Here is a 21,761-nt window from a genome sequence, read left to right on the forward strand (position 1 = left end):
TAATTTATTTTACCTTCCTGGTTTTGACTTTCCAAGTCTTGAAGACTTGGAAAGTCTGCAGGTCTAGCGCATTTTTTTCCAGAAAGCTTCTTCCAGTTTCTTATCACTTGAATAGCTCCGACTGCTTTGTACGGAAGGATTCGAACGCTTGTATAGCTCCGTTTTAAGCTGCTGTTTCTCCCTGTCAGATAGCATTTTACCACTTACCAGTTTTTGTAGAGAAGCAATAACAGCCCAGTTTTGAAGTCCGCCGTTGAGTGGACCGCTGTTCATAAGCCGCTCAGATAAAGTCGCACCGGCAAGTTGCAACTTGTTTTGTCGGGTTGTGTTGCTGCCCATGTAATCCAGATATCCTAAAACCTCGGCAGCAAGTTGTTCCGTCCGTTTTTGATCGTAGATCTTTTCTGACGCCAGATTCGAATTGACATCCTTTAATTCTCCACTCAGACGTTTTTCCTTTTCTTTGATAGGCGGTGGATCGTAGCCACTTTTCTTGACAAATGTTCGTGCTTTATGCTGCGCCGATTTCAAAAATTCCAGCGCCTTGTGCTCGTAAGGCATCGCCTTTTCCGGTTCGTACATCCGTAAATGTAATTCCGACTGCCACATATTTTCTAATGCCATTTTCAGCAGACTTCGGGTAGACTGCTCGTAAAACGTATTGGTTTCCGCGTCATCATGTGAGTGGGTATACTGCTCCATAATTTCAGCCAAGGCATCCTTAGGTTCACCACCTCCGTGTTCGTCGGCATGAGAATGCCCTTCTTCCTTATGCGCCGGTTCAGATGCCCGACGCTCGGCTGCTTCACCATCTCCATCGGATTTGTGGGTGTAGGCATCCAGTATGTTTCCGCCAGCCGCGTCCTGGTCGTCAGGCGGGCCACCACCGCCTCCAAGATTTTGTTCAAATTCCTCACCCAAATACTGTCCATACCGCAAACGAAGTACTTTTTGATCAAATCCGATTTCATTGGAAATCGATGAAAATTCCTTTTTAGAAATTTTCTTTTTCCTGGAAATCAGTTTTTCGGTGTCAATGATAATCTGGCGCTGGCTGCGGAAATATTCCGGCATAATGTTAACCGCCATCGTTGCCAGCTCTGCCTCCTCTACCTGAGCCGTGTCTTTATAGACCAGGAAGTAGGTATCCGATTTGGTAAAATTAGCCTCCGGCTGCTTGTTATCAACCGCAGCCCAATAATAGTATAACTCATCACCCGGAGTAAAATTAAGTGCTTTGAGGTCAATTACCTTTTGCATATTGGCTTCCTTAAAATCCGAAGGACTTAAAGGAAATTTCATCTCCCGAAACTTTACATTTTCACCTGAACCACGTGCAACCGTCGCAACGATAAAGGCCTGGCGCACACGAAAATCATCTGAAATTTTGGCAGAAATGTTTAAAGACTTACTGTCTTTAAGTAAATGATATTTATACAATTCTTTGGAAGCAGGCTCAATTTTAGGAGCCAGGTCGGGCAGTGCTTCGAGCCTGTAAAAATCAGATTGATAAACCAGTGAATCTTTCCAGTATGCTTTAATCGCATATAACCCGGAACCGGCAAGTTTATCTGTATACTGAAAAGTTTGTCCGTCACTTTTGAAATGAACTTCTTCTCCGCGGTTATTTGCCAAACGAACCGACAAATTCTGATTGTGACTAAATCCGATATTCCATTGCAAAGCCGACCCGCTGATTGCGCTTACGTTAAGATCTTCGGTTTGTTTTTTAGGCAACCTGGTATAGGCAGGAGGTTGAATTGTCACCTTGGCGAATTCAAAAACCGGTGGAACGAGCGGCTCTACCTTGCCAGGAATATTTTCAGATTTTTCCGGAATACCTGTATCGTTTCTGGCAGCAAAACTGATTTTTGGATAGGTAAAATAAAAGGCAGCTGAGAATAAAAACAGCCCGGCATATATTCCAATTCCGGAATACAACTTGCTGAAAGGAAACTGAACATCACCTGAGACGTAACCGAGACGTTCCAGCTGCAATTGCTCAGCCAGGTTTAGTACTTCTTTTTCAAGCAGATGCAGGCTGTATTCTGTTTCGCCCACATAGGAATGAATCAGCGATATTGCCTTCGGTTTTTTACTTTGAAATATCTGTGTAAGATAAATCCCAATACCTAAACCCGCCGTAGCCGCCAATACCGGAGTAAAAGCAGACGAAGTTAAAGCCGAAACAATCAGAAAAGCGGATGCTGCCAACAGAACACACCGAAGCACAGCGTTGGCATAAAGCTGATTCGTAACAGCACCTATCAGTTTTTGTAGTTCAAGCATAATTCTGGGTGACAGTTTTTTTCAACGCGATCCAGCGCTCAATTAATAAAGTGATTACAAAAAGCAACAAAAGCCATTGATGTATTTTCACAGACGACTGATTTATGACAGGTTTACTTTTGACAAACGTTGCGTTCAACTGCTGCTGACTCAACAGATTTTTGGTTGTTTTGAGCTTATAAAACTGAACCATCGCCTCTCCCAGCCATTCGGGCAACTGTCCGTTTCTGACCAATTCCGAAGTGGGCACGCGCAGCGAATCCTGCAATTGAAAGACGTTATCAGTCAAATATTTATCCCGAATATCTCCCGAAAGCACATATAAAACTCGTGGATCAGGGGCTATAATTTGCTGATCCAAAAGTATCCAGTCGTATTTTATGTCTGTTTTTTTTATGAGATCCAAGGCAAAAGGAACACCATAAATCTCTTCCAAAGCAAGTAAAGACGCCTGGACTGTTTGTTGTTCGACAGGATTTTTATAGTCCAGCAAAACTTTAATTTTTCCTTTATGAACAGGTTCAGAAGTGAAACTTCCGGTTTGATCCGATGCAGTTTTCAAAAGCCCCGTTTTAATATCCGTGAACATTTTTTTCCCTTCTCCCAATTCCAGATATGGGATCTTTCCAACTGTTGCAGAATCTGCGATGGAGTGAAGCTTGAAAGATTCTGGTGTGTAAATTGGAGGTAAGTTTGCCAGGCTGCCGGTATTGTTAATGTACAAATTCAGCTCACCCCCGTGACTCCCGGCTTTTGAAATACTATTTTGTAAAAGTAAAAATTGCGCATACTGTTTTGGCAAGATCGCTAGGTCCTTAACCTGCTCTGTTTCCTGACCGATCCAGAAAACTTTTTCTCCCTTTTTTAAAGCTTCTTCCAACTCAAACCGGAAATTGCTGACAAGCCTTTCATCGGGTTGAATAAGGTGCACTTTGGATGTAGTCTTGTCTTTATTCAGCCATTCGGCAATAGGTTTGCTTAGCAACAGAACTAACAAAATGACCATCAGGCATCTTAACAGCAAGAGTAAAATTTCATCAAGTCTCAGTCCCCGATGCTGAAGACTGGTTTTGTCTGTCAACCACTGACTTGCGGCCCAGGCAATAGTCTGTCCCTTTTTCTGATACCAAAAATGAATAATAACGGGTATGGCGACGGCCAGCGCACCCCAAAGTAAAGCAGGTTGCAGAAAGACCATTATCCTTTTCGTTTTGTTAAAAATGTTTTTAAAACCATTCCCAGCGGATCGGCCAGTTTTGCTCTCACCAGATGTACATGCGGGATTTGCAGTTCGGTTTTTACCTTTTCAAGATAGGCCGCGGATGATTCGACAAACTTCTCACGAACCGATTCTGCATCAAGTTCAATTTCCCTTCCGGTCTCCAAATCCTTAAAACGATAAAAACCTTTGAGATTAAAATCTGTTTCCTGCTCACCCAAAATCTGAAAAATAACAATTTCTCTTCTCGGATTAGCAAGAGACCTGATCAACCTAAGCCACTCCTCTCCTGCCTGCAAAAAGTCGGTAACAAATATCAGCTGCTCTTTGCCTTTATTTTGAAATTCCGGAAATTTAATCTGCTGTTCCGGATCCATTTTCCATTCACCTCCGGCAACTGTTTTTTCCAAACCCACCAGTATTTTTTGAAAAGACTGTTTGCCTGACGAAGATGATCCCGTTCCGGTAAGCGTTTGGATAGAGCCGTTTTGCAGCGTATACAGACTCATCTGGTCGTTTTGTATATAACACAAATAAGCCAGTGAAGCCAGCAGTATTTGTGCATAAGTCAGCCTGCTGATACCTTTCTCCGCATAATTCATAGAACCGGAAAGGTCCAGTACAAAACGGACCTGCTTATCACTTTCCGTGGATGACTCCCGCACCAGATGTTTATCTGTTCTTGCAAATAACTTCCAGTCAATTCTTTTGGGATCATCGCCTGGCTGGTAATGCCGGTATTGTTCAAATTCGGTTCCCAATCCGGACCGCTTACTTGTATGAATCCCCAACATCAATTCCTCACTAACCAGTTTTCCGGTCAGCTGCAGGTTTTTGAGTTTGATCAGATCCGAAGCCAGTAAGCCAGTTGTTTTAACCATTTGTTTTGTTTCAAAAGCCCCATTGGGGCATCCTGTTTACAGCAAAAAAAGATTGAAATCGAATTAACTCCCTGGGAGTTTCCTGTTTTTCCAGGTATAGGAGGCTCCGTTGGAGCCGGCAACTGTTACTCCTACCATTTACTAGAAACAGGGAGCCACTCCGGAGCTATGACTATTTCGCTTGCTTCAGTGTTTTCAACAACTCGCCAATTACCTGATCGGTTGTGATATTTTCTGCTTCTGCCCTGAAATTCATGGCAATCCGATGGCGGAAAATTGGATATGCGAGTGTATGAATGTCTTCGGGAATGACAGCAAATCTTTCGTTCAAAACGGCTCTTGCTTTGGCGCATAATACCAGGGCCTGCCCGGCACGCGGACCAGCTCCCCAGTCACACCATTCTTTTACAAAGTCTGATGGGCTGCCCACAGGCCGTGTTGCTCGAACCAGCTTGTTAATCCACTCTATCAGTTCATCGCTGATGTGAACCTGCCGTGTCAGTTTTTGTAATTCAACGATATCCACGTCCGACAATATTCTGTTGATAGTTGGACGGAAAGTGCCCGTGGTTCCTTTTAATACATCCAGCTCTTCCTGTTCGTTTGGATAATTCAGCTTGATGTAAAGCAAAAACCGGTCGAGCTGTGCCTCTGGCAAAGGGTAAGTTCCGGCCTGTTCAATCGGGTTCTGTGTTGCTATAATCAGGAACGGACTTGGAAGTTCATAATTTGTCCCGCCATAAGTAACACTTTTTTCCTGCATCGCTTCGAGTAAAGCCGCCTGTGTTTTAGGTGGTGTCCGGTTTATTTCATCGGCCAGAACAACGTTTGCAAAAATAGGTCCCTGGTTAAACTTGAAGAATTTTTTACCGGTTTCATGATCTTCTTCCAGAATTTCGGTTCCGATAATATCTCCCGGCATCAAATCCGGCGTAAACTGAACCCGCTTAAAGCTCATATGCAAAGCCTCTGACATGGTTTTCACCATCAGGGTTTTAGCCAAACCGGGAACGCCTTCCAGCAAGCAATGGCCACCTGCAAGAAGAGAAATCAAGATCTCATCAATTGCTTCCTGCTGGCCGACAATTACCTTAGCGATTTCCTTTTTTAAAAGAGGCAGCTTGGCTACCAGTGCTTTATAATGGGTTAATTCCTGTGTTTCCAATCTTAGTGGATTTTATAGTTTATAGGTTCGGTCACACGGACTGACAAAGAGCTTGGGAGAGAGCCGCAGAGCAGAGCTATTTATGTTGGAATGATTAATATTCCATTTTAAACTTTTAATAAAATATCCTCTGTTGTTCTCGATTTAAGTCTGTGAGCCCGCGCGGCGTCCGTTCTGTGGAACCTTCTTCTATTGCTCTCAGGCAGTTAGCGCGTACATAACAATATTTACTCCAAACCTTGTGTTGTCGACGGCCAAAAATCTTTTGTTTCGAAAGTCATAATCCCATTCACAGCCATAGTCCTTATTGCTGTACAAAACCCCTATCCTGCCGTTCACAGTCACTGCTTTCAGATAGTCATGAACAAGATCATCTCCCCAGCCGTTGAGCTCAAAGGAAGTTGTTGGCGGGCCGTCTTCAAACTTGAAGAAACAGTTGTATATTTCGTGATTGTTAGGAATTTTCTGTAAAGCTTTTGGCCCGAAAGTCCTTTCCATTTCCTGTTCAAAAGATTTGGCAAAAAGTCCGTCGATATCATGATTGCAGTCATCGACGAACACAAACCCGCCGTTTTGAACATACCTTTTAAAATGATCCCGCTCCACCGCAGAAAATTCTACCAGCTTGTGGCCGCTGAGATAACAGAACGGACTTTTAAAAATTTCGTTACTGTTCAGCTGCACTAATTTTTCCTTCTCATCAATCGGCACGGTTGTGTATTCAACCAGCGAATGCAGCAGGTTTGACGGCATGCGCTGGTCGGTGTCCCAATTGCCAGATGTGTATTGAATACGTGTAAAAAAGAATGGCTTCATAATGTGGTATTACACAGGGAACCACGGAGTTAAAGAAAGAGCCACAGAGTTTAAAAGTAAATCTTAATAACTCCTTAGTCAGATAAATATAATTCTGTGGCTCTCTTACACTCTTTAAATTCGCAGCGTTCGCTCTGTGTACCGTCAACTAAACAGCGTCTGAGAGTGAAGAAAAAGTAAACTCCCTGATTTTCATGGGAGGTATCATATAGTTTCTTTCCGATTCGGTGCTTACCACGCGTTCCGGTTTACCCAGTGTTTCAAGGTTGTTCAGCATAATAACCGGACTTTCATTAAAACGGAAGTTTTTCACCGGATGTTTTATTTTGCCGTTTTCGATATAAAATGTACCGTCACGCGTAAGTCCTGTTAAAAGCAGTGTTTGTGGATCCACGGTGCGGATGTACCAAAGCTTGGTTACCAGAATGCCCTGTTTGGTCGACTTGATCATGTCTTCCAACGAAGCTGTTCCGCCTTCCATAATCATGTTGTTAGGAAAAGGAACTGGTTCAACACCTTTTTTTTGGGCCCAGTATCTGTTGTAATACATATTTTTCACAACACCTTTTTCGATCCAGTTCATCCTTTTCTGAGGCATACCATCGCCGGAATAGGGAGAAGCGGGAAGATCCGGATTTAGCGGATCAGAATAAATATTAACGCGTTCGTCAACAATTTTTTCTCCTAATTTTGTGGTTCCTCCCTGTTTACTCAGAAACGATCTGCCTTCGTCCGCACTTCTCGCGTCCATTCTGAAAAAGATATTTTCCAGTAAAACGGCTGCGGCGGTCGGTTCGAGAATAACTGTGTATTTTCCTGGTTCTAATGCTTTTGCCCCAACTGATCCTTTTGACTTTGCAATCGCAATTCTTGTTGCTGCTGCGGTATCCAGTTTACTAAAATCACTGTATCCTCTTGCTACATAACCCGAACCGGTACCGTCAGGCGTTCTTACTGTCAGCGAAAAATTGACGCTGGTACTCGGATAATAAGCAAACAAACCTTTCGAATTCATCATGGCCGAAAAGCCCGTTTCGTTTTCAAGAAAGCCGGCAGCTGTCAGGTTTTGTGCTCTTGACAACTCCAGACTTTTCCCCACCGCCGCAGCGCGGGAATCCGGATTGACAGCAGCAGTCGATTCAAAATATCCTTTTGATGAAAGATATTTCTGGGGCCCAATAATGCTCATAAACTCCGGGTTTTCAGGAGCGAGTTTTGCCAGTTCTTCCGATCTTCTCACCACCTTTTCAAATGACTCATCGCTGAATTCATCTATGGTCGCAATTCCTGTTTTTTTCCCAAAAGATGATTTAACTGCAAGATTTTGGTTTACAAGGCTTCCGCTCGTTGAAACCTCATTACGGGCGTAACGAATATTTCCTCTCTGCTCCCCCTGTAAAGTAATCTCGCATTCATCTGCTTTGGAATAAGCAAGTACCTTTTGTAACAAGGCTTTTGCTTCTGCCTCAGATAATATAATGGCCATAATGTCCTGAACGTTATATTTTTCTAGCTGTGTTGATAACATTTACTCCGTCGAAACGGGCTGTTGAACTCCCGTGAGATACCGCACTCGATTGGGAAGGCTGGCCTTTTCCATCTGAGAAAGATCCACCCAAACGATAATCACGTTCGTCACAAACCTTAGAGCAGGAGTTCCAGAATTCCTGGGTATTGGATTGATAGGCTACGTCATTTAACATACCTACAATTTTTCCATCTTTGATTTCATAAAACAACTGACCGCCAAACTGGAAGTTATAACGTTGCTGATCAATTGAGAACGATCCGTCACCGATAATGTAAATTCCTTTTTTAACATCCTTGATCATGTCATCCACAGACAAAGGTGTTTTACCGGCTGCCAGTGAAACGTTTGGCATACGCTGAAACTGAACTGAACTCCAGCTATCTGCATAGCAGCATCCCTGAGATTCTTTTTCACCCAAAATATGAACCTGATCGCGTGTTGCCTGATAATTAACCAAAACACCGTCTTTTACCAGATCCCATTTCTTTGTGTTTACGCCTTCGTCATCCCAGCCTACTGCACCCAAAGATCCAACCTGTTGTTTATCAGCGATCAAATTCACTTCTTTGCTGCCATACTGGAAATTTTTAGATTGCCATTTGTCCAAAGTCGCAAAGGAAGTTCCTGCATAATTCGCTTCATATCCAAGTACCCTGTCCAGTTCAAGCGGATGACCAACTGATTCGTGAATTGTTAACCAAAGGTGTGAAGGATCCAGGATCAGATCGTATTTACCAGCTTCGACCGATTTTGCTGTAAGCTTTTCTTTTGCCTGTTTTGCTGCTGAAATTGCATCTTCAAGCATATCATAACCTTTGTTGTAGCGGGTTGTGATACCTGTAACTTTGTCGGCTGGATTGGTTTGCAAATAATCATAACCCATTCCCATCGGAGAGCTCAGTGCATTTCTTGTCTTAAAGGTACCTGATTTAGGATCAATCGCGGTAACGTTAAACTGAGGAAAAATCCGGTGAATATCCTGGTCGATGTATGATCCGTCGGTAGAAGCAAAATATTTTTGCTCATTTACCTGAAACATAATCGAGTTCACAAAGTTCGCTCCGTTTTGCATAGCTGCTGCATTAACAGAAAGCAGCAAGTCTACTTTTTCCTTAATCGGAACCTCAAATGCGTTTATTTTAATCGGTGCTTTCCAGCTCACTTCACCAAAACCTTTTTGAGGCGCTAGCTGTACCGGTTCTTTCATCAATTTAGAATTCGCTTTGGCTATTGCAACTGCATCGGCTGCAGCTTTGGCCATTTGCGCTTCATTTTTCGCATCTGCAACAGCCGCAAATCCCCAGCATCCGTTGGCGATCACTCGCACACCAACGCCATAAGATTCTGTATTAACGATATTCTGAACTTTATCTTCGCGAGTTACCACAAACTGGTTCAGGTAACGGCCAATTCGTACATCCGCATAAGTTGCGCCCTGAGATTTGGCTGCATTAAGTGCCGCGTCAGCAAGTCGTTTTTTAACAGATACATCCAGGCCGGGTTCCATTAGTGCCTCTGGTGATACCGTTCTACCCATTGCAAGGCCAGGCAACATGAACGCTCCGGTTCCTAGTCCAGCTAATTGTATAAAATCTCTACGTTTCAAAGTAAGGTTGTTTACTAAATGACGAAAATATGATTCTTAAAAGTCAGGCAATCCTAAACAGCGTCAGACAAGCTGGTGAAGGTAAAGTCTCTGATTTTCAATGGCGGAATAAGATTTCCGCTGGCACGCATTGGTTTTCCCATCGCTTCCAGGTTGTTCAGCATGATGACAGGACTTTCGTTGAAACGGAAGTTTTTCACAGGGTATTTGATTTTTCCGTTTTCGATATAAAAAGTACCGTCCCGGGTAAGTCCGGTGTATAACAACGTTTGCGGATCCACGGCACGTATGTACCAAAGGCGTGTTACCAAAATTCCTTTTTCTGTCCCCTTGATCATCTCAGCAAGGGTTTGCGTGCCGCCCGCGAAAATGAAGCCCGAAGGAGCAGGGATTGCTTTTACGCCTTTTTTCTCAGCCCAGTAACGCGAGTAGTACATATTTTTCACTACGCCGTTTTCAACCCAAACCACTTTTTCCTGAGGCATTCCATCGCCTCCGCCACCACCAAAACGACCGCCGCCGCCACCGCCAAACGGAGATCCCGGAATTTCCAGATTTTGTGGATCAGAGTAGATATTTACGCGTTCGTCAAAAAGTTTTTCACCCAGTCGTGTTCCTCCTCCTTTTTTGCCAAGAAAACTTCTTCCTTCATCTGCACTACGCGCATCCATGCTGCGCATCATATTTTGCAGCAGATCCACACCGGCGGTTGGTTCCAGTATTACGGTGTATTTCCCTGGTTCAAGTGCTTTTGCTTCTGATGAAGCCAACGCTTTTTGCATGGCAACCTCAGTTGCTGATTTTGCACTCAATTTTGAAGCGTCATTGTAATCGCGGGCTGCATAACCGGATCCTTTTCCGTCTGCGGTACGAACAGTGATTGAGAAATCGATTGATGTTGCTTTGTTGTATCCAAAAAGTCCTTTGCTGTTTCCCAACGCGGAGAAACCTGTTGTATCCTCCAGATAACCGGCAGCGGTCAGGTTTTTCTTTGCACAGGGATCAATGCTGTCAAACGCAGCCTGTGCACGGTAATCAGGAGTAATAGCGGCAGTACTGTCCGAAAAAGAATTGATTTCAAGATATTTTTGTGGACCAAGCATCGGTACATATTCCGGATTGTCTGGCGCAAGCTTGGCAATTTCCTCTGCTCTTCTTACTGTTTTTTCCAAGGAAGCGTCATCAAACTCATTAATGGTTGATGTTCCGGATTTTTTTCCAAAAACTGCTGTAACTGAAAGCGAAAGATTTGTTGTCTCCCCGCTTGTAGAAACTGAATTTCTAGCATAACGAATATTTCCTGTGCGGGAGCCCGAAAGCCCTACGCTCATTTCGTCTGCTTTGGAAAAAGCCAAGACCTTGTCTATTATTTTCTTCGCTTCTTCTTTTGATAAAATTGCCATTTGAAAAAAGTTAAATGCGTTATGTCCTTACTCTTAGTTTTATGATTTTGCCTGGCTGTCCTGATTTAAAAATCAAACAACTTAAACAATAAACCCTGTCAGATTTTTCTTCCCGTATTAATTACGTTCACAGCATCAAACCTTGTAGTTGCGCTTCCGTGAGAAACTGCACTCACCTGCGAAGGCTGACCTTTTCCGTCAAAGAAAGAACCAAATGTTCGGTAATCGTCTTTGTCACAAAGCTGTGAACAGGAGTTCCAGAATTCCTGTGTATTGGACTGATAAGCAACATCTTCCAACATCCCGGCTATCTGGCCATTTTTGATTTCGTAGAAAACCTGTCCGCCAAACTGGAAGTTATAACGCTGCTGATCAATTGAATAAGAGCCCCTTCCGATGATGTAAATCCCTTTGTCGACGCCTTTGATCATATCCAGAACACTGCGTTTTTCTGTACCCGCTTTTAGAGAAATGTTTGGCATACGCTGGAACTGAACCGAATTCCAGTTGTCGGCATAACAGCATCCGTGCGATTCTTTTTCACCAAGAATACTTACCTGGTCGCGTGTTGCCTGGTAATTTACCAAAATACCATCTTTGATAATATTCCATTCCTTGCAGGGAACGCCTTCATCGTCGTAACCAACAGCACCCAGTGTATGAGCCTGTGTTTTGTCCGCAACGATGTTAACAAGTTTACTTCCATAGTTGAAATTTTTAGCCTGCCACTTATCCAGCGTAGCGAAGCTCGTTCCTGCGTAATTGGCCTCATAACCAAGTACCCGGTCAAGTTCAGTCGGGTGACCTACCGACTCGTGAATAGTTAGTCCAAGGTGGTTTGGATCAAGTACCAGATCGTACTTTCCTGCCAAAACCGATTTGGCCGTCATTTTTTCTTTTGCCTGTTTGGCAGCTACGATCGCATCTTCTACCATGTCATAAGAATTCCGGTAGCCGACAAGACCATTTGGACCGGCGATTTTTTCAGAAGCAAGACCGTCCAGATACTCGAAACCCATTCCCATCGGAGAACTGATGGCGTCACGGGTTTTAAATTTTCCGGCAGCTTTATCAATGGCTGTTACCGTGAAAGTTGGCCAGATGCGGTGTACGTCCTGATCGATAAATGAACCATCCGAAGAAGCGAAATATTTTTGTTCGTTTACAAAGAAAAGATTCGACGTTACAAAGCCGGCACCATTAGCCATTGCTGCTCCGTTTACGTTCATCAGCAGATCAATTTTCTCCTGAATAGGTATTTCAAAAGCGTTTTTCTTAATCGGAGTCTTCCAGGTTTTGTCACCTACTCCTTTTTGCTCGGCGAGAACAACGGGTTCCTTTTGAAATTTTGAATTTGCTTTGGCAATCGCAACGGCAGTAGCCGCACACTTCGCAATTCCGTCCGCAGTAACGTCGCTGGTTGCCGCAAATCCCCAGGTCCCATTGGCAATTACACGAATACCGATTCCATAAGATTCTGCATTCTGAATGTTCTGGACTTGTTTTTCACGGGTAAAAACATATTGCTGTAAATATCTGCCGATACGAACATCGGTATAAGTTGCGCCTTTGCTCTTGGCTGCATTCAAAGCTATTTCAGATAATATTTTCTTGACAGGTGCATCCATCCAGGGATCAAGCAAATGCTCAACAGGGACCGAATTTCCAATTACAGGTACGTTTGGGAGCATCAGTGCGCCAAGCCCCATACCCGACATTTGCATAAAATCTCTTCTTTTCATTTCTTTTAATTTGGCCCTTCTAAGCTAGGGATGAAGTTTAAGTGACTAACCAGCGATTGTAAATCTTCAATCAAAAAAAATACAATTTGAAGCACAATTTAGTCAATATATTCACAGTAAAAATTTAGTATCAGTTTTAATTAATTAGATTTTATCGGGCTTCTCTCTACATAAATAATCCAATCATTGCCGAAAAAGCTGTACTTCCTGACGAAGAAAAGAAAGCATCCTTACCAACCGTATTTCCACAGTTTTGAAAGGAGAAAGCAGATTTAGGTTGTTCAAATTAAACGGGCCAATAACCCTGTTTTTCAAGCTGATAATCTTAATTGGTTTTTGAAAGTTTTCAATTGCACGAACATATTCATTCATCAACCTGCCATCCTCATGGTTGGTCACAAGGCTTCTGCGAATGCTAAACTCATTTTCAAAGGAAAAATTCGTTTTCTCCGGTTTAGCTTTGCCCCTTTCACTGATCGATTTAATAGCAAAATTTCTGGCCGTTACTATAAAATATGCTTTTAGATTTCCTATCGAATCAGTATTCAATGTTTGCCGAGAGAGCCATAACTCTCTACAAATTTTTTGAATCCAATCCTTTATTTCTTCCTGATCATTTGAATAATTAATCAATACACGAACCAGCGTTGGGTGGTACTGCTCGAACAAAATTCTGAAAGAGATGCCGTCCTTGCCAGAAAGCAGTCCTTCAAGTTCCCTATCTGAAAATGTTGATTTATTCATATTCGTCAAAAGATCTATAAAAATTGAATCAAAATATTATTCGGATTATTTAGATGTTATAAATATAATAAATCGCAAATCATGATTAGTACAGGATATTAGTTTATTTTAATCAATAGTTAATATTTATTTATATTTTAAATTTTATGTAATAATTACAACATTTACTTATAAATAAGCCTGACATTTCAGAATTCTTATCAAAACACAACGTAACGACAATTCCCCGGGAATGACCAAATGATATTTTGCCATTCGGACAGCCTTTCTTACAGCATCTACCCTACGTTAATACAAGGCTGTCGTTTTCCCTGGTTTAAGATCAGTATCCGGATAACCCCGGCGAAAGATTTTCACCAGCCCATATTTGACAAAAACGTAGGTATTGCTCCCAGTTTTGAAAACATTAAATTCAGAGGAGATTGTTTGCAGTTTTGTTCCGCCCGGCAGCTGAACGGTAAATTCTGATGACTCACTAAGTTTTTTTACAGAAAAAGTAGCATTCCCGTTAAGCCATATTTCCCTGTCTCCCCTGTTTCGCGAGTAAGCATAGCTAAGGCTGGTTTCGTTTCTGATCTCCACGTCGGACCCATCGGGAAGAATAAAATTTTTACTTTCCCCCGTTTTTGTATTTACTTCCACGGTTGAATGCTTTTGAAAAATGATTATGGCAAAACCGATCATAACCAAGCTTGTCAGCAAAGCCGCATTCCGGTAAGCGAAGCGCCTTATGTTGCGCATTCTGATGTTCCAGATTCTTGTGTTTTTTGCATGCTCATGCTTGGCAAAACCTGATATTGCATTCCTACGGATCGTATCGCCTTCCAGGACAAGATTCAGAAACAACTTTTCTTCTTCATCAGAAAGTTCGTCCAGCCATTTTAGTGCCTGCCGCGTATTTTCCGGAGAACGACGCAGCCACTCTTCCACCGCCTCATCTTCTTCGAAGGCGGCTTTATTTCGAAAATAAAGCTGAATGATTTCTTTTGTCATTTCTGTCCAAAATGATTTACGTTGATTGCAGAGGGTCATCCGTAACAAAACAAACTACAATTTTCAAAACATATCCGATAAAACAAAAAAAAACCGTTAGCTTGTTAGGCTAACGGTCAGTGATGTCAATTTAAGATAAATCTATCTCTTTTTGAATTCAAGATATTCCTTCGTAACTATGCCGGAAGCCGAGTTTGTCCTTTTAAGCTCAATATTAATTTGTTGAACACCGGCACTGTTAATCACCTTTGTTCCAACACCTTCAACTTTTTGAGAAAGTGGTATACCGTTGCTTTGTTCCACGTTTGCCGTTTCGCTGATAGTGAATGAGTCTTTTGAAGTAGCAACAACATTGATCAGATTATACTTTTGTGAAAGTGTAAAGGTCTCACCCGAAATGGTCGCATTGGTATTTTTTGTAAATGCAATCTTTAGTTGGTTTTTAGCGATTGGCGTTACCTCCCAAAGCTGTTCCGTTCCACCGCCTGTCTCTGCCGTATAAGTATAATAATTACCACTAAATTCTGTAGCAAAATCAACCTCCGGCTCCACTTCCTTCTCTTTATTCTTACAGGATCCCAGCAGAACGACCAGGCAGCAAAAAATAAGTGTTTTAATTTGAATATTTTTCATGTAGACTATTTCAATGTTAACCCAAATTTATGAATTTCTGTATTGCGCAATTAACGTCCTCCGTTAATTTTTAGTATTTTTATTCTTTCTCAGACCGGCCATTAACAAAATTTTTCCGTTCAAAAAGGTAGCTTCCCCAAATCGACGTTACCACCGGAAATAACGACCCCAACATTTTTACCTTCAAAAATCGCCCGGTTTTTAAGTACTGCTGCAAGAGAAACAGCCCCGGAAGGCTCCACAACTATTTTCATCCTCTCCCATAAAAAACGCATTGCACTGATTATCTCCTCATCGGAAACCAATAAAATATCTGTCACATACTCCTTGATTATTGGAAAAGTTTTGTCTCCCAGATAGGTCAGCAAGCCATCCGCGACAGTTTTTACGTAAGGTGCTTTTTCAATTTTACCACTTCGAAAAGAAAGGATTGCGTCGGCAGCGCCTTCCGGTTCACCGGCATAAACCTGCGTGCCGGGAGAAAAATAATTAGCGGATAACGCCGTTCCGCTTAACAAACCACCACCGCCTACCGGAGCTATTATCATGTCCAAATGAATATCTACATCTTCTATCAGTTCTTTTGATGCCGTTGCCTGTCCGGTAATTACCTCATAATTATTAAAAGGATGGATGAACGTGGCTCCCGTTTCAGAAACAATCTTTTGAACCGTCGCTTCCCTTTCCTCAGGCGTATTTTTGCAAAAAGTAATGCTTGCTCCATACCCCTCAACCGCCTTCACTTTAACTTCCGGGGAATTATCAGGCATTACTACATAAGCTCTTGCACCCACCATGGCAGCGGCATAGGCAACAGCCTGGGCGTGGTTCCCCGACGAATGCGTGGCAACACCATTCTTACGTTCCTCTTCAGTCAGTTGTAGAATAGCATTCAGTCCTCCTCTGGCTTTAAATGCACCAATTTTTTGGAGGTTCTCGGCTTTGAAGAAAATATTGCTGCCCGACAGCTGATCAAAAAAAACGGAAGTAAGAACAGGCGTGCGATGAATGTAAGGTGCAATAAGCTCATGCGCCTGCAGAATGTTTTCCCGATTAGGGGCAGTTGTCATCATATCGAATTTCAAAAATAGCTTTAACCGTCGGAATCAACGCAAGGTAAATTTTCTGTTTCAAAAGTACGAGCAAAAAAAAGAAATTATCCGGTTATCGATTCATACTAATGCAGAACGGCCTGTCAGAAAAACTGACAGGCCGTATGCTTTATCTTAACAAGAATGTTATTTACCTGCGTTTGGAGTGTACAGGTTAAAGAACTGATCCATTTTCGGCGTAATGATAATTTCAGTACGACGGTTCAGACTACGGTTAGGAGCTGAATCGTTAGCAACCTTAGGAAGATATTCACCACGACCACCTGCAATCATACGAACAGGCTCAACACCATATTTCTTTTGAAGAATACGTGCAACGGATGTAGCACGCAATGCACTAAGATCCCAGTTGTCAGCCACTTTATCTGTAGCGATAGGTACATTATCCGTGTGACCTTCGATCAGAATTTCGATCTCCTTGTAGTCGTTCAAAATTTTGGCAACTTTGCTCAACACAACCTCAGCCTGAGAATTGATCACTGAACTTCCAGAACGGAAAAGCATTTTGTCAGACAAAGAAACGTAAACTACACCTTTCTTAACTTCGATTTGAACATCCTCATCGCTAACATCCTGCAACGAACGTTTCAGGTTAAGAACCAAAGCCATATTTAAGGAATCTTTGCGTTGAATGCTTGCATTCAGGTCACGGATCTGGCCGCCTTGTGCGTCCATCATAGCAAGAGATTTTTTGATACTTTCAGATCCTTCTTTGCTGATTACAGAAAGATCAGACATACGATCCAAAAGATTATTGTTGTTTCTCTTCAGGAAGTCAATTTGATCTTCAAGCTCCTTCATTTTTGAAGTTTTGCTAGCCAGCTCATCATTTTTAAGCTTAAGATCATTGTTCAAACTTGCCGTTCTGCTATCGCAGTCGTTCAAATCTGCTCTGGCTTTGTCAAGCTGGATTTGAATTTCGTTTGCTTTGGTTTGTACAGCAAGCATTTTCTTCTTACTTGCACAAGATCCAAGTACGAACAGCATAGCAACGGCTACAAGCGTATTTCTCATAATTACTAGGGTTATTTTGGTTTAGATTAACACTGTTTAAAAGGATACAAAATTTAATTTACCTCAAAAACCGGGCCAGCCAGTCGGGTAAGACAACGTCTTTTCAAACCGCAAAGGTATAAAAAAATCAGATTGCCAAAGACAATCTGATTTTTCTAATTTGTTTTTAATTGACAGTTATGTGTTAAATATCAGTAACGAATTGACCAAAAAGGATTTCTACGTCCTTTGATACTGGTTGTGATAAGATCAGTAAGCATGGCATCGTACTGTACCTGATTCACTTTCTTGCCCTTTATTTTTTTCGGTATCGCAAGAAGCTCAGGTTTCACCGGTTTTAAATCAACTTTACTGGCGGTAATGATCACATCGCCGTCATTAATATCAAGCTCTAAAATCAACCCGGGAAGTCCGAAAAACTTTTCCGGACCTGACTGCATGACAAGGTCATTAGCAAACCAGGCAGTAATTGTCTGATTCTTGACAGGATCCTTACTCACAGCCATCATACACATATACCCCTGAATCTCCTTAATTTTATTCATTACCTGCCATTTTGGAGTAATTAAGGAATCTTCGAGAAAGTAAGTCTTTCCGGATACCGTTTCAAATTCAATTTTTTTCTCTGTTTCAAAATTTCGGTAAATGAAAAAATCTTCCGGCCGTCCGCTCCATCCGTCCTCAGAATCCTCTTTTAAAGCCTCGTATTTACTTTCCTTGCCATTAAAGTACAATACCATTTTTTGCTTCCACCCATCATCATTACCCCAGGTCATTTTTGCACGGTCTTTCTCTTCCTGACTCAGAAAAGTCAGTCGTGCAATGATCTTGGTATAATATTGCGTTCGCTCGTAGGTCACAACGCCTTCCTGGGCCTGGGCATGTAAGTAATTGTGGCTTAACAGGAAAAATATAAAAATGAATAACCTTTTCATTAAATCGATTTTAAATGTTTTTATAAATTGAATCCCCCGGTCACCAATCAATAACCATAACCTTTACGGCGCACAGAGTGTGTCACGCCACGCATGTTGTAAGTAAAGCTCAGCATGAAATAACGCGCTAATGTCCGAACCTGCTCCTGCGATACTACGTTTCCATAAGCCTGCTGCGAAATACCTCTGTTTTTATTAAACACATCGTAAGCAGAAAGACGAATTTCCCCTTTTTTACTTTTTAGCATCGTTTTATAAACAGACAGATTCAGAATCGGCATTTTCTGATCAAAGTCAAAACGATCATTTACATATGAATTATAGGAGAACCGGCTGTTGAAATAGATGTCTTTTGGCATCTTAAAATTCATTTCTGCGCCATAGTTGGTATTTACGATTTTCTGATTTTGTCCTGAACTGATCGAATATTTTGTATCGTTGATACTCCAGTTCGCATTGGTGTAAATGGTAAATTTATCGCTTGGCGTATAATCCAGTCTCATCCCCCAGTTATAACCGTTGGTGTTGGTCTCATTCAGCACCGTATTGATGTTGGTCAGGTTATTGTTTCTGTTATAGGATACATTAAGATTTAAATTACTTTTGGTCTTAACAATCGGAAAGCCATAATTTCCGTAAAGACTAAAACTATTTCCACCGCTGATATTGGTAGCCATCGTTGTGGTAACCAGATTTTCTGATACCGTCTGACTATAAATCACCTGATTTTCGTAGTAGTTGTAGTTGGCACCGAAGAACATCTGGATAAAACTCCCGGGGTTAAAGTAGTTAAATCCAAGATTACCCGAGTGCGACAGCGTTGGAACCAGGCTTGGATTACCTACGCGAATGTAAAGCGGATTGCTATTGTCAACAATAGGCTGCAGATCCCGGATATTTGGCTCCTGTACATTGACGCTGTAGCTACCATAAAGGTATCTGTTTTGCTTCAGATCGAAGTTTAGAGAGAAGTTAGGTGTCCAGTTAAAGAAACTCCTGTCAATTTTGGTACGTACAGGATCACTTTGATTTACCGCGAAATCACCATTCAGACGGATTTCCTGAGCTCCAAGACCGGCAGATAAATTGATACCCTTGTTGGAATACCGCAGTGTGGTTCCACCTCTGTTGTAGGTCGATCGGTTTTTGTAATACCTGCTCAGATTAAGATTCATCTCGCTTCCGCCTTCGGTAATATCGTAAACATTACGGTCCACGTCATCTGTCTTCAGACTGAAATTATAGAAAGTTTCCAGGAAAAATTTCTTGGACAAAGGCTCTATATATAAAAGACTGCTTTTGATTTGATTACGTAAACTTTTGGTATCGTTGTTTTGATTGATGTTGACGACGCTATCCGGACTTGTTTGGGAAGATTTGAAGAAACGGTTGGTCGATCTTTGCATTACATTTCCGGTGGAATTGTTAACATTGTAAGCAAAACTCGCTGCAAAATTCCGTCCCTTTTTTCTGAATTTATGTCTGAAAATAGCTGTGTTTCCTAACGCAAAGGAATTAAAATCGGAATAGTTGGCAAAATCACTCACGGTAGACAGCTGATCGACTTCCTGTTCTCCGCGAAAATACTCCTGATGGCTCTTATAATCTGACGTTCCGTTTCCAAGCCGCATATTACTGATGATGATCAGCGAGTTTAACGAATCCAAAGTTTTCTCAAACCTTAATCCTCCACGATGGTTTGCATTGAAATTGCGACGGCCATTGGTATCCAGTTTTGTAAAAGCAGAATTTGTAAGATAAGTCGTCTGCCGGGAGATACCATCCAGCGTTTGGCCTGTCTGGTTGTAATAATAACTTGTGTTGAATTTTGTCTTTTTTTCATCGAAGTTATAATTCGCACCACCTGCCCAGTTTTTGTTAAAACCGCGGTTTTGGCCTCCGCTTCCTGCCTGAATCGTTAAGCTCTGATCATCGCCATCTCCCCCGAAGGAAATATAGCGTACGCCCCCACCAAAGCCGAAGTCGCCGTCATCGCCCCAGTTGAAGGATTGGCTTCCACGAAAATCCTGATAATCATCCCACGACATGCCGCCGGAGTTGGTATTGTTACCTAAACCAATCACAGAAAACTGATTTTTCTCATTGAAGCGGTTGTAATTAATCTTTCCCTCCAGCCTCTTATCAGTACCAATTCCCACGGAAGCTTTTCCGAATCCGCCTTTTTTATGGCTGTCCTTTAACTGCAGGTTTAATGTTTTTTCATGTTTACCATCGTCAACACCGGTAATTCTCGACTGCTCCGTTTTGTCGTTAAATACCTGCACTTTTGAAATCGCCTCAGCCGGCAAATTCTTAGTAGCAGCTTTCACATCGTCACCAAAAAACCGCTTTCCGTCTACGGTTACACGCTTCACAGATTCGCCCTGTGCTTTGATACTTCCGTCCTGTTCAATCTGCATTCCGGGAAGGCGGCGTAAAAGGTCTTCAACTGTTGCTCCCGGTGGCACTTTAAAGGCACGCGGATCATACTCAACCGTATCGCCACGAATACTTAAAGGAGCCCTGGCCGTTTTGATAACGACTTCATAAAGATCCTGATTAAGAAACTTCATACCCAATTTTCCGAGGTCTGTTACATCACCTTCCTTTGGATTAACATTCTGCTGGTAAGGAAGATAACCCACGTAAGAAACCTTCAGCAGGTAAGGTACACGTTTGATATTCTTAAATTCAAAAGCACCTTGTTTGTCGGTACGGCCAAAGTTTACAAGGGAAGAATCTTTGGGGAGCAGAAGCATGACTGTCGCTTCGGGTAAGCCAACACCTGACGTGTCTGCGATGACCCCTTTCATAGTAAATCGTCCACCGGATTGGGCATGAGTTGCCAGGCCTGCAAGACAACAACATAGCAGAAGTAGGATTTTTTTCAAGGCTGTTAGATGATTTAAAGGGTAGAAGGTTGTAACTGATAAGTACTTAATTGCAATGTTATGAAATCCGTCAATAATTTCCAACTAAATAATTAGTTTCAATAGGATTATTGTTAAATAAAGGTTTTTTTAACTTTTATTAAGGATAACAGGCAACGCAATTTAATTAATCCGTATATATAATTTACTTAAATCAATAAAAAAATAAATTGTTACTTTTGCAGCCCTCAATAAAGAAAAGATAAAAATCCTGAAAACAATACGTTTAGAAAAATGAAAAGAATCGGCCTTCTGTCTGATACTCACGGTTATCTGGACAATCGTTTGCTTGACCACCTGGCTCAGTGCGACGAAATCTGGCATGCAGGAGATATTGGGTCAGTGAAAATTATCGATCAGCTTGAGGCTTTTAAGCCGTGCAGGATTGTCTATGGCAATATCGACAGTAAGGAGATTCAATTGAGATCTCATGAAAATCTAAACTTCGAACTGGAAGGTTTTCGCATCTGGATGACCCACATTGGCGGCGCACCACCGCGCTACAATCCAATGGTTTTACCTCAGCTTAGGTCTGACACACCGGATATTTTTATCTGCGGTCATTCACACATTTTGCGTGTTATAAGAGATAAAGCGTTGTCTAATATGCTTTACATAAATCCTGGAGCGGCAGGAAAAGAAGGTTTTCATAAAATGCGTACACTGCTCCGTTTCAATTTGCATGAAGGCGTTATAAGCCAGATGGAGGTGGTAGAGCTTGGGAAGAGAGGCGCTATTGAAGCTTAGT

17 protein-coding genes are annotated in these 21,761 nt (G+C 42.0%); 1 reads left to right on the forward strand and 16 read right to left on the reverse strand.

Features of this window, described 5'->3' with window-relative positions:
- Positions 1-63 precede the first annotated feature (63 nt).
- From E0F88_RS00985 to E0F88_RS01060, 16 genes are all read right to left on the reverse strand, one after another.
- Entirely contained in the window at positions 64-2,289 is a 2,226-nt protein-coding gene (locus E0F88_RS00985) for a hypothetical protein (RefSeq protein WP_131955783.1), read from the reverse strand.
- Entirely contained in the window at positions 2,282-3,487 is a 1,206-nt protein-coding gene (locus tag E0F88_RS00990; RefSeq protein WP_131955785.1) for a BatA domain-containing protein, read from the reverse strand. The genes E0F88_RS00985 and E0F88_RS00990 overlap by 8 nt, the downstream gene beginning before the upstream one ends.
- Positions 3,487-4,389, reverse strand: coding sequence for a DUF58 domain-containing protein (locus E0F88_RS00995; RefSeq protein WP_131955787.1), 903 nt, complete (start codon positions 4,387-4,389; stop codon positions 3,487-3,489). Before E0F88_RS00995 ends, E0F88_RS00990 begins: the two co-directional genes overlap by 1 nt.
- Before the next feature lie 172 nt (positions 4,390-4,561).
- Positions 4,562-5,554 (reverse strand): AAA family ATPase, encoded by a 993-nt coding sequence (locus E0F88_RS01000; RefSeq protein WP_131955789.1) that lies wholly within the window; start codon positions 5,552-5,554, stop codon positions 4,562-4,564.
- A gap of 198 nt (positions 5,555-5,752) precedes the next feature.
- Positions 5,753-6,370, reverse strand: coding sequence for a DUF4159 domain-containing protein (locus tag E0F88_RS01005; protein WP_131955791.1), 618 nt, complete (start codon positions 6,368-6,370; stop codon positions 5,753-5,755).
- A 148-nt stretch (positions 6,371-6,518) separates the two neighbouring features.
- Entirely contained in the window at positions 6,519-7,856 is a 1,338-nt protein-coding gene (locus tag E0F88_RS01010) for a TldD/PmbA family protein (protein WP_131955793.1), read from the reverse strand.
- Between the two features lie 13 nt (positions 7,857-7,869).
- A complete protein-coding gene (locus E0F88_RS01015) occupies positions 7,870-9,507 on the reverse strand; it encodes a TldD/PmbA family protein (RefSeq protein WP_131955795.1) in 1,638 nt (545 codons plus the stop codon).
- Between the two features lie 53 nt (positions 9,508-9,560).
- Positions 9,561-10,910, reverse strand: a complete 1,350-nt coding sequence (locus E0F88_RS01020) for a TldD/PmbA family protein (protein WP_131955797.1) — start codon at positions 10,908-10,910, stop codon at positions 9,561-9,563.
- 98 nt (positions 10,911-11,008) lie between these two features.
- The gene (locus tag E0F88_RS01025) at positions 11,009-12,652 is read right to left on the reverse strand and encodes a TldD/PmbA family protein (protein ID WP_131955799.1); all 1,644 of its coding nucleotides are present in this window, start codon (positions 12,650-12,652) and stop codon (positions 11,009-11,011) included.
- Between the two features lie 183 nt (positions 12,653-12,835).
- Positions 12,836-13,396 carry an RNA polymerase sigma factor gene (locus E0F88_RS01030; RefSeq protein ID WP_131955801.1) on the reverse strand — a complete coding sequence of 187 codons (561 nt, stop codon included), beginning with the start codon at positions 13,394-13,396 and terminating at the stop codon, positions 12,836-12,838.
- A gap of 288 nt (positions 13,397-13,684) precedes the next feature.
- Entirely contained in the window at positions 13,685-14,389 is a 705-nt protein-coding gene (locus tag E0F88_RS01035) for a FecR domain-containing protein (protein ID WP_165939971.1), read from the reverse strand.
- Between the two features lie 141 nt (positions 14,390-14,530).
- Positions 14,531-15,022 carry a hypothetical protein gene (locus E0F88_RS01040; RefSeq protein ID WP_131955805.1) on the reverse strand — a complete coding sequence of 164 codons (492 nt, stop codon included), beginning with the start codon at positions 15,020-15,022 and terminating at the stop codon, positions 14,531-14,533.
- Positions 15,023-15,141: 119 nt separating this feature from the next.
- A complete protein-coding gene (locus E0F88_RS01045) occupies positions 15,142-16,095 on the reverse strand; it encodes a threonine ammonia-lyase (RefSeq protein WP_131955807.1) in 954 nt (317 codons plus the stop codon).
- 165 nt (positions 16,096-16,260) lie between these two features.
- Positions 16,261-17,148 (reverse strand): OmpA family protein, encoded by an 888-nt coding sequence (locus tag E0F88_RS01050; protein WP_131955809.1) that lies wholly within the window; start codon positions 17,146-17,148, stop codon positions 16,261-16,263.
- A 191-nt stretch (positions 17,149-17,339) separates the two neighbouring features.
- Positions 17,340-18,083 (reverse strand): GLPGLI family protein, encoded by a 744-nt coding sequence (locus E0F88_RS01055; RefSeq protein ID WP_131955811.1) that lies wholly within the window; start codon positions 18,081-18,083, stop codon positions 17,340-17,342.
- A gap of 47 nt (positions 18,084-18,130) precedes the next feature.
- Complete coding sequence (locus tag E0F88_RS01060) at positions 18,131-20,974, reverse strand: TonB-dependent receptor domain-containing protein (protein WP_310589668.1); 2,844 nt, start codon at positions 20,972-20,974, stop codon at positions 18,131-18,133.
- Between the two features lie 273 nt (positions 20,975-21,247).
- Between E0F88_RS01060 and E0F88_RS01065 the strand changes: the two genes are divergently transcribed.
- Complete coding sequence (locus E0F88_RS01065) at positions 21,248-21,760, forward strand: metallophosphoesterase family protein (protein ID WP_131955813.1); 513 nt, start codon at positions 21,248-21,250, stop codon at positions 21,758-21,760.
- Position 21,761 lies beyond the last annotated feature (1 nt).

The sequence above is a fragment of the Dyadobacter psychrotolerans genome (assembly GCF_004349265.1).
GTDB lineage: Bacteria > Bacteroidota > Bacteroidia > Cytophagales > Spirosomataceae > Dyadobacter > Dyadobacter psychrotolerans.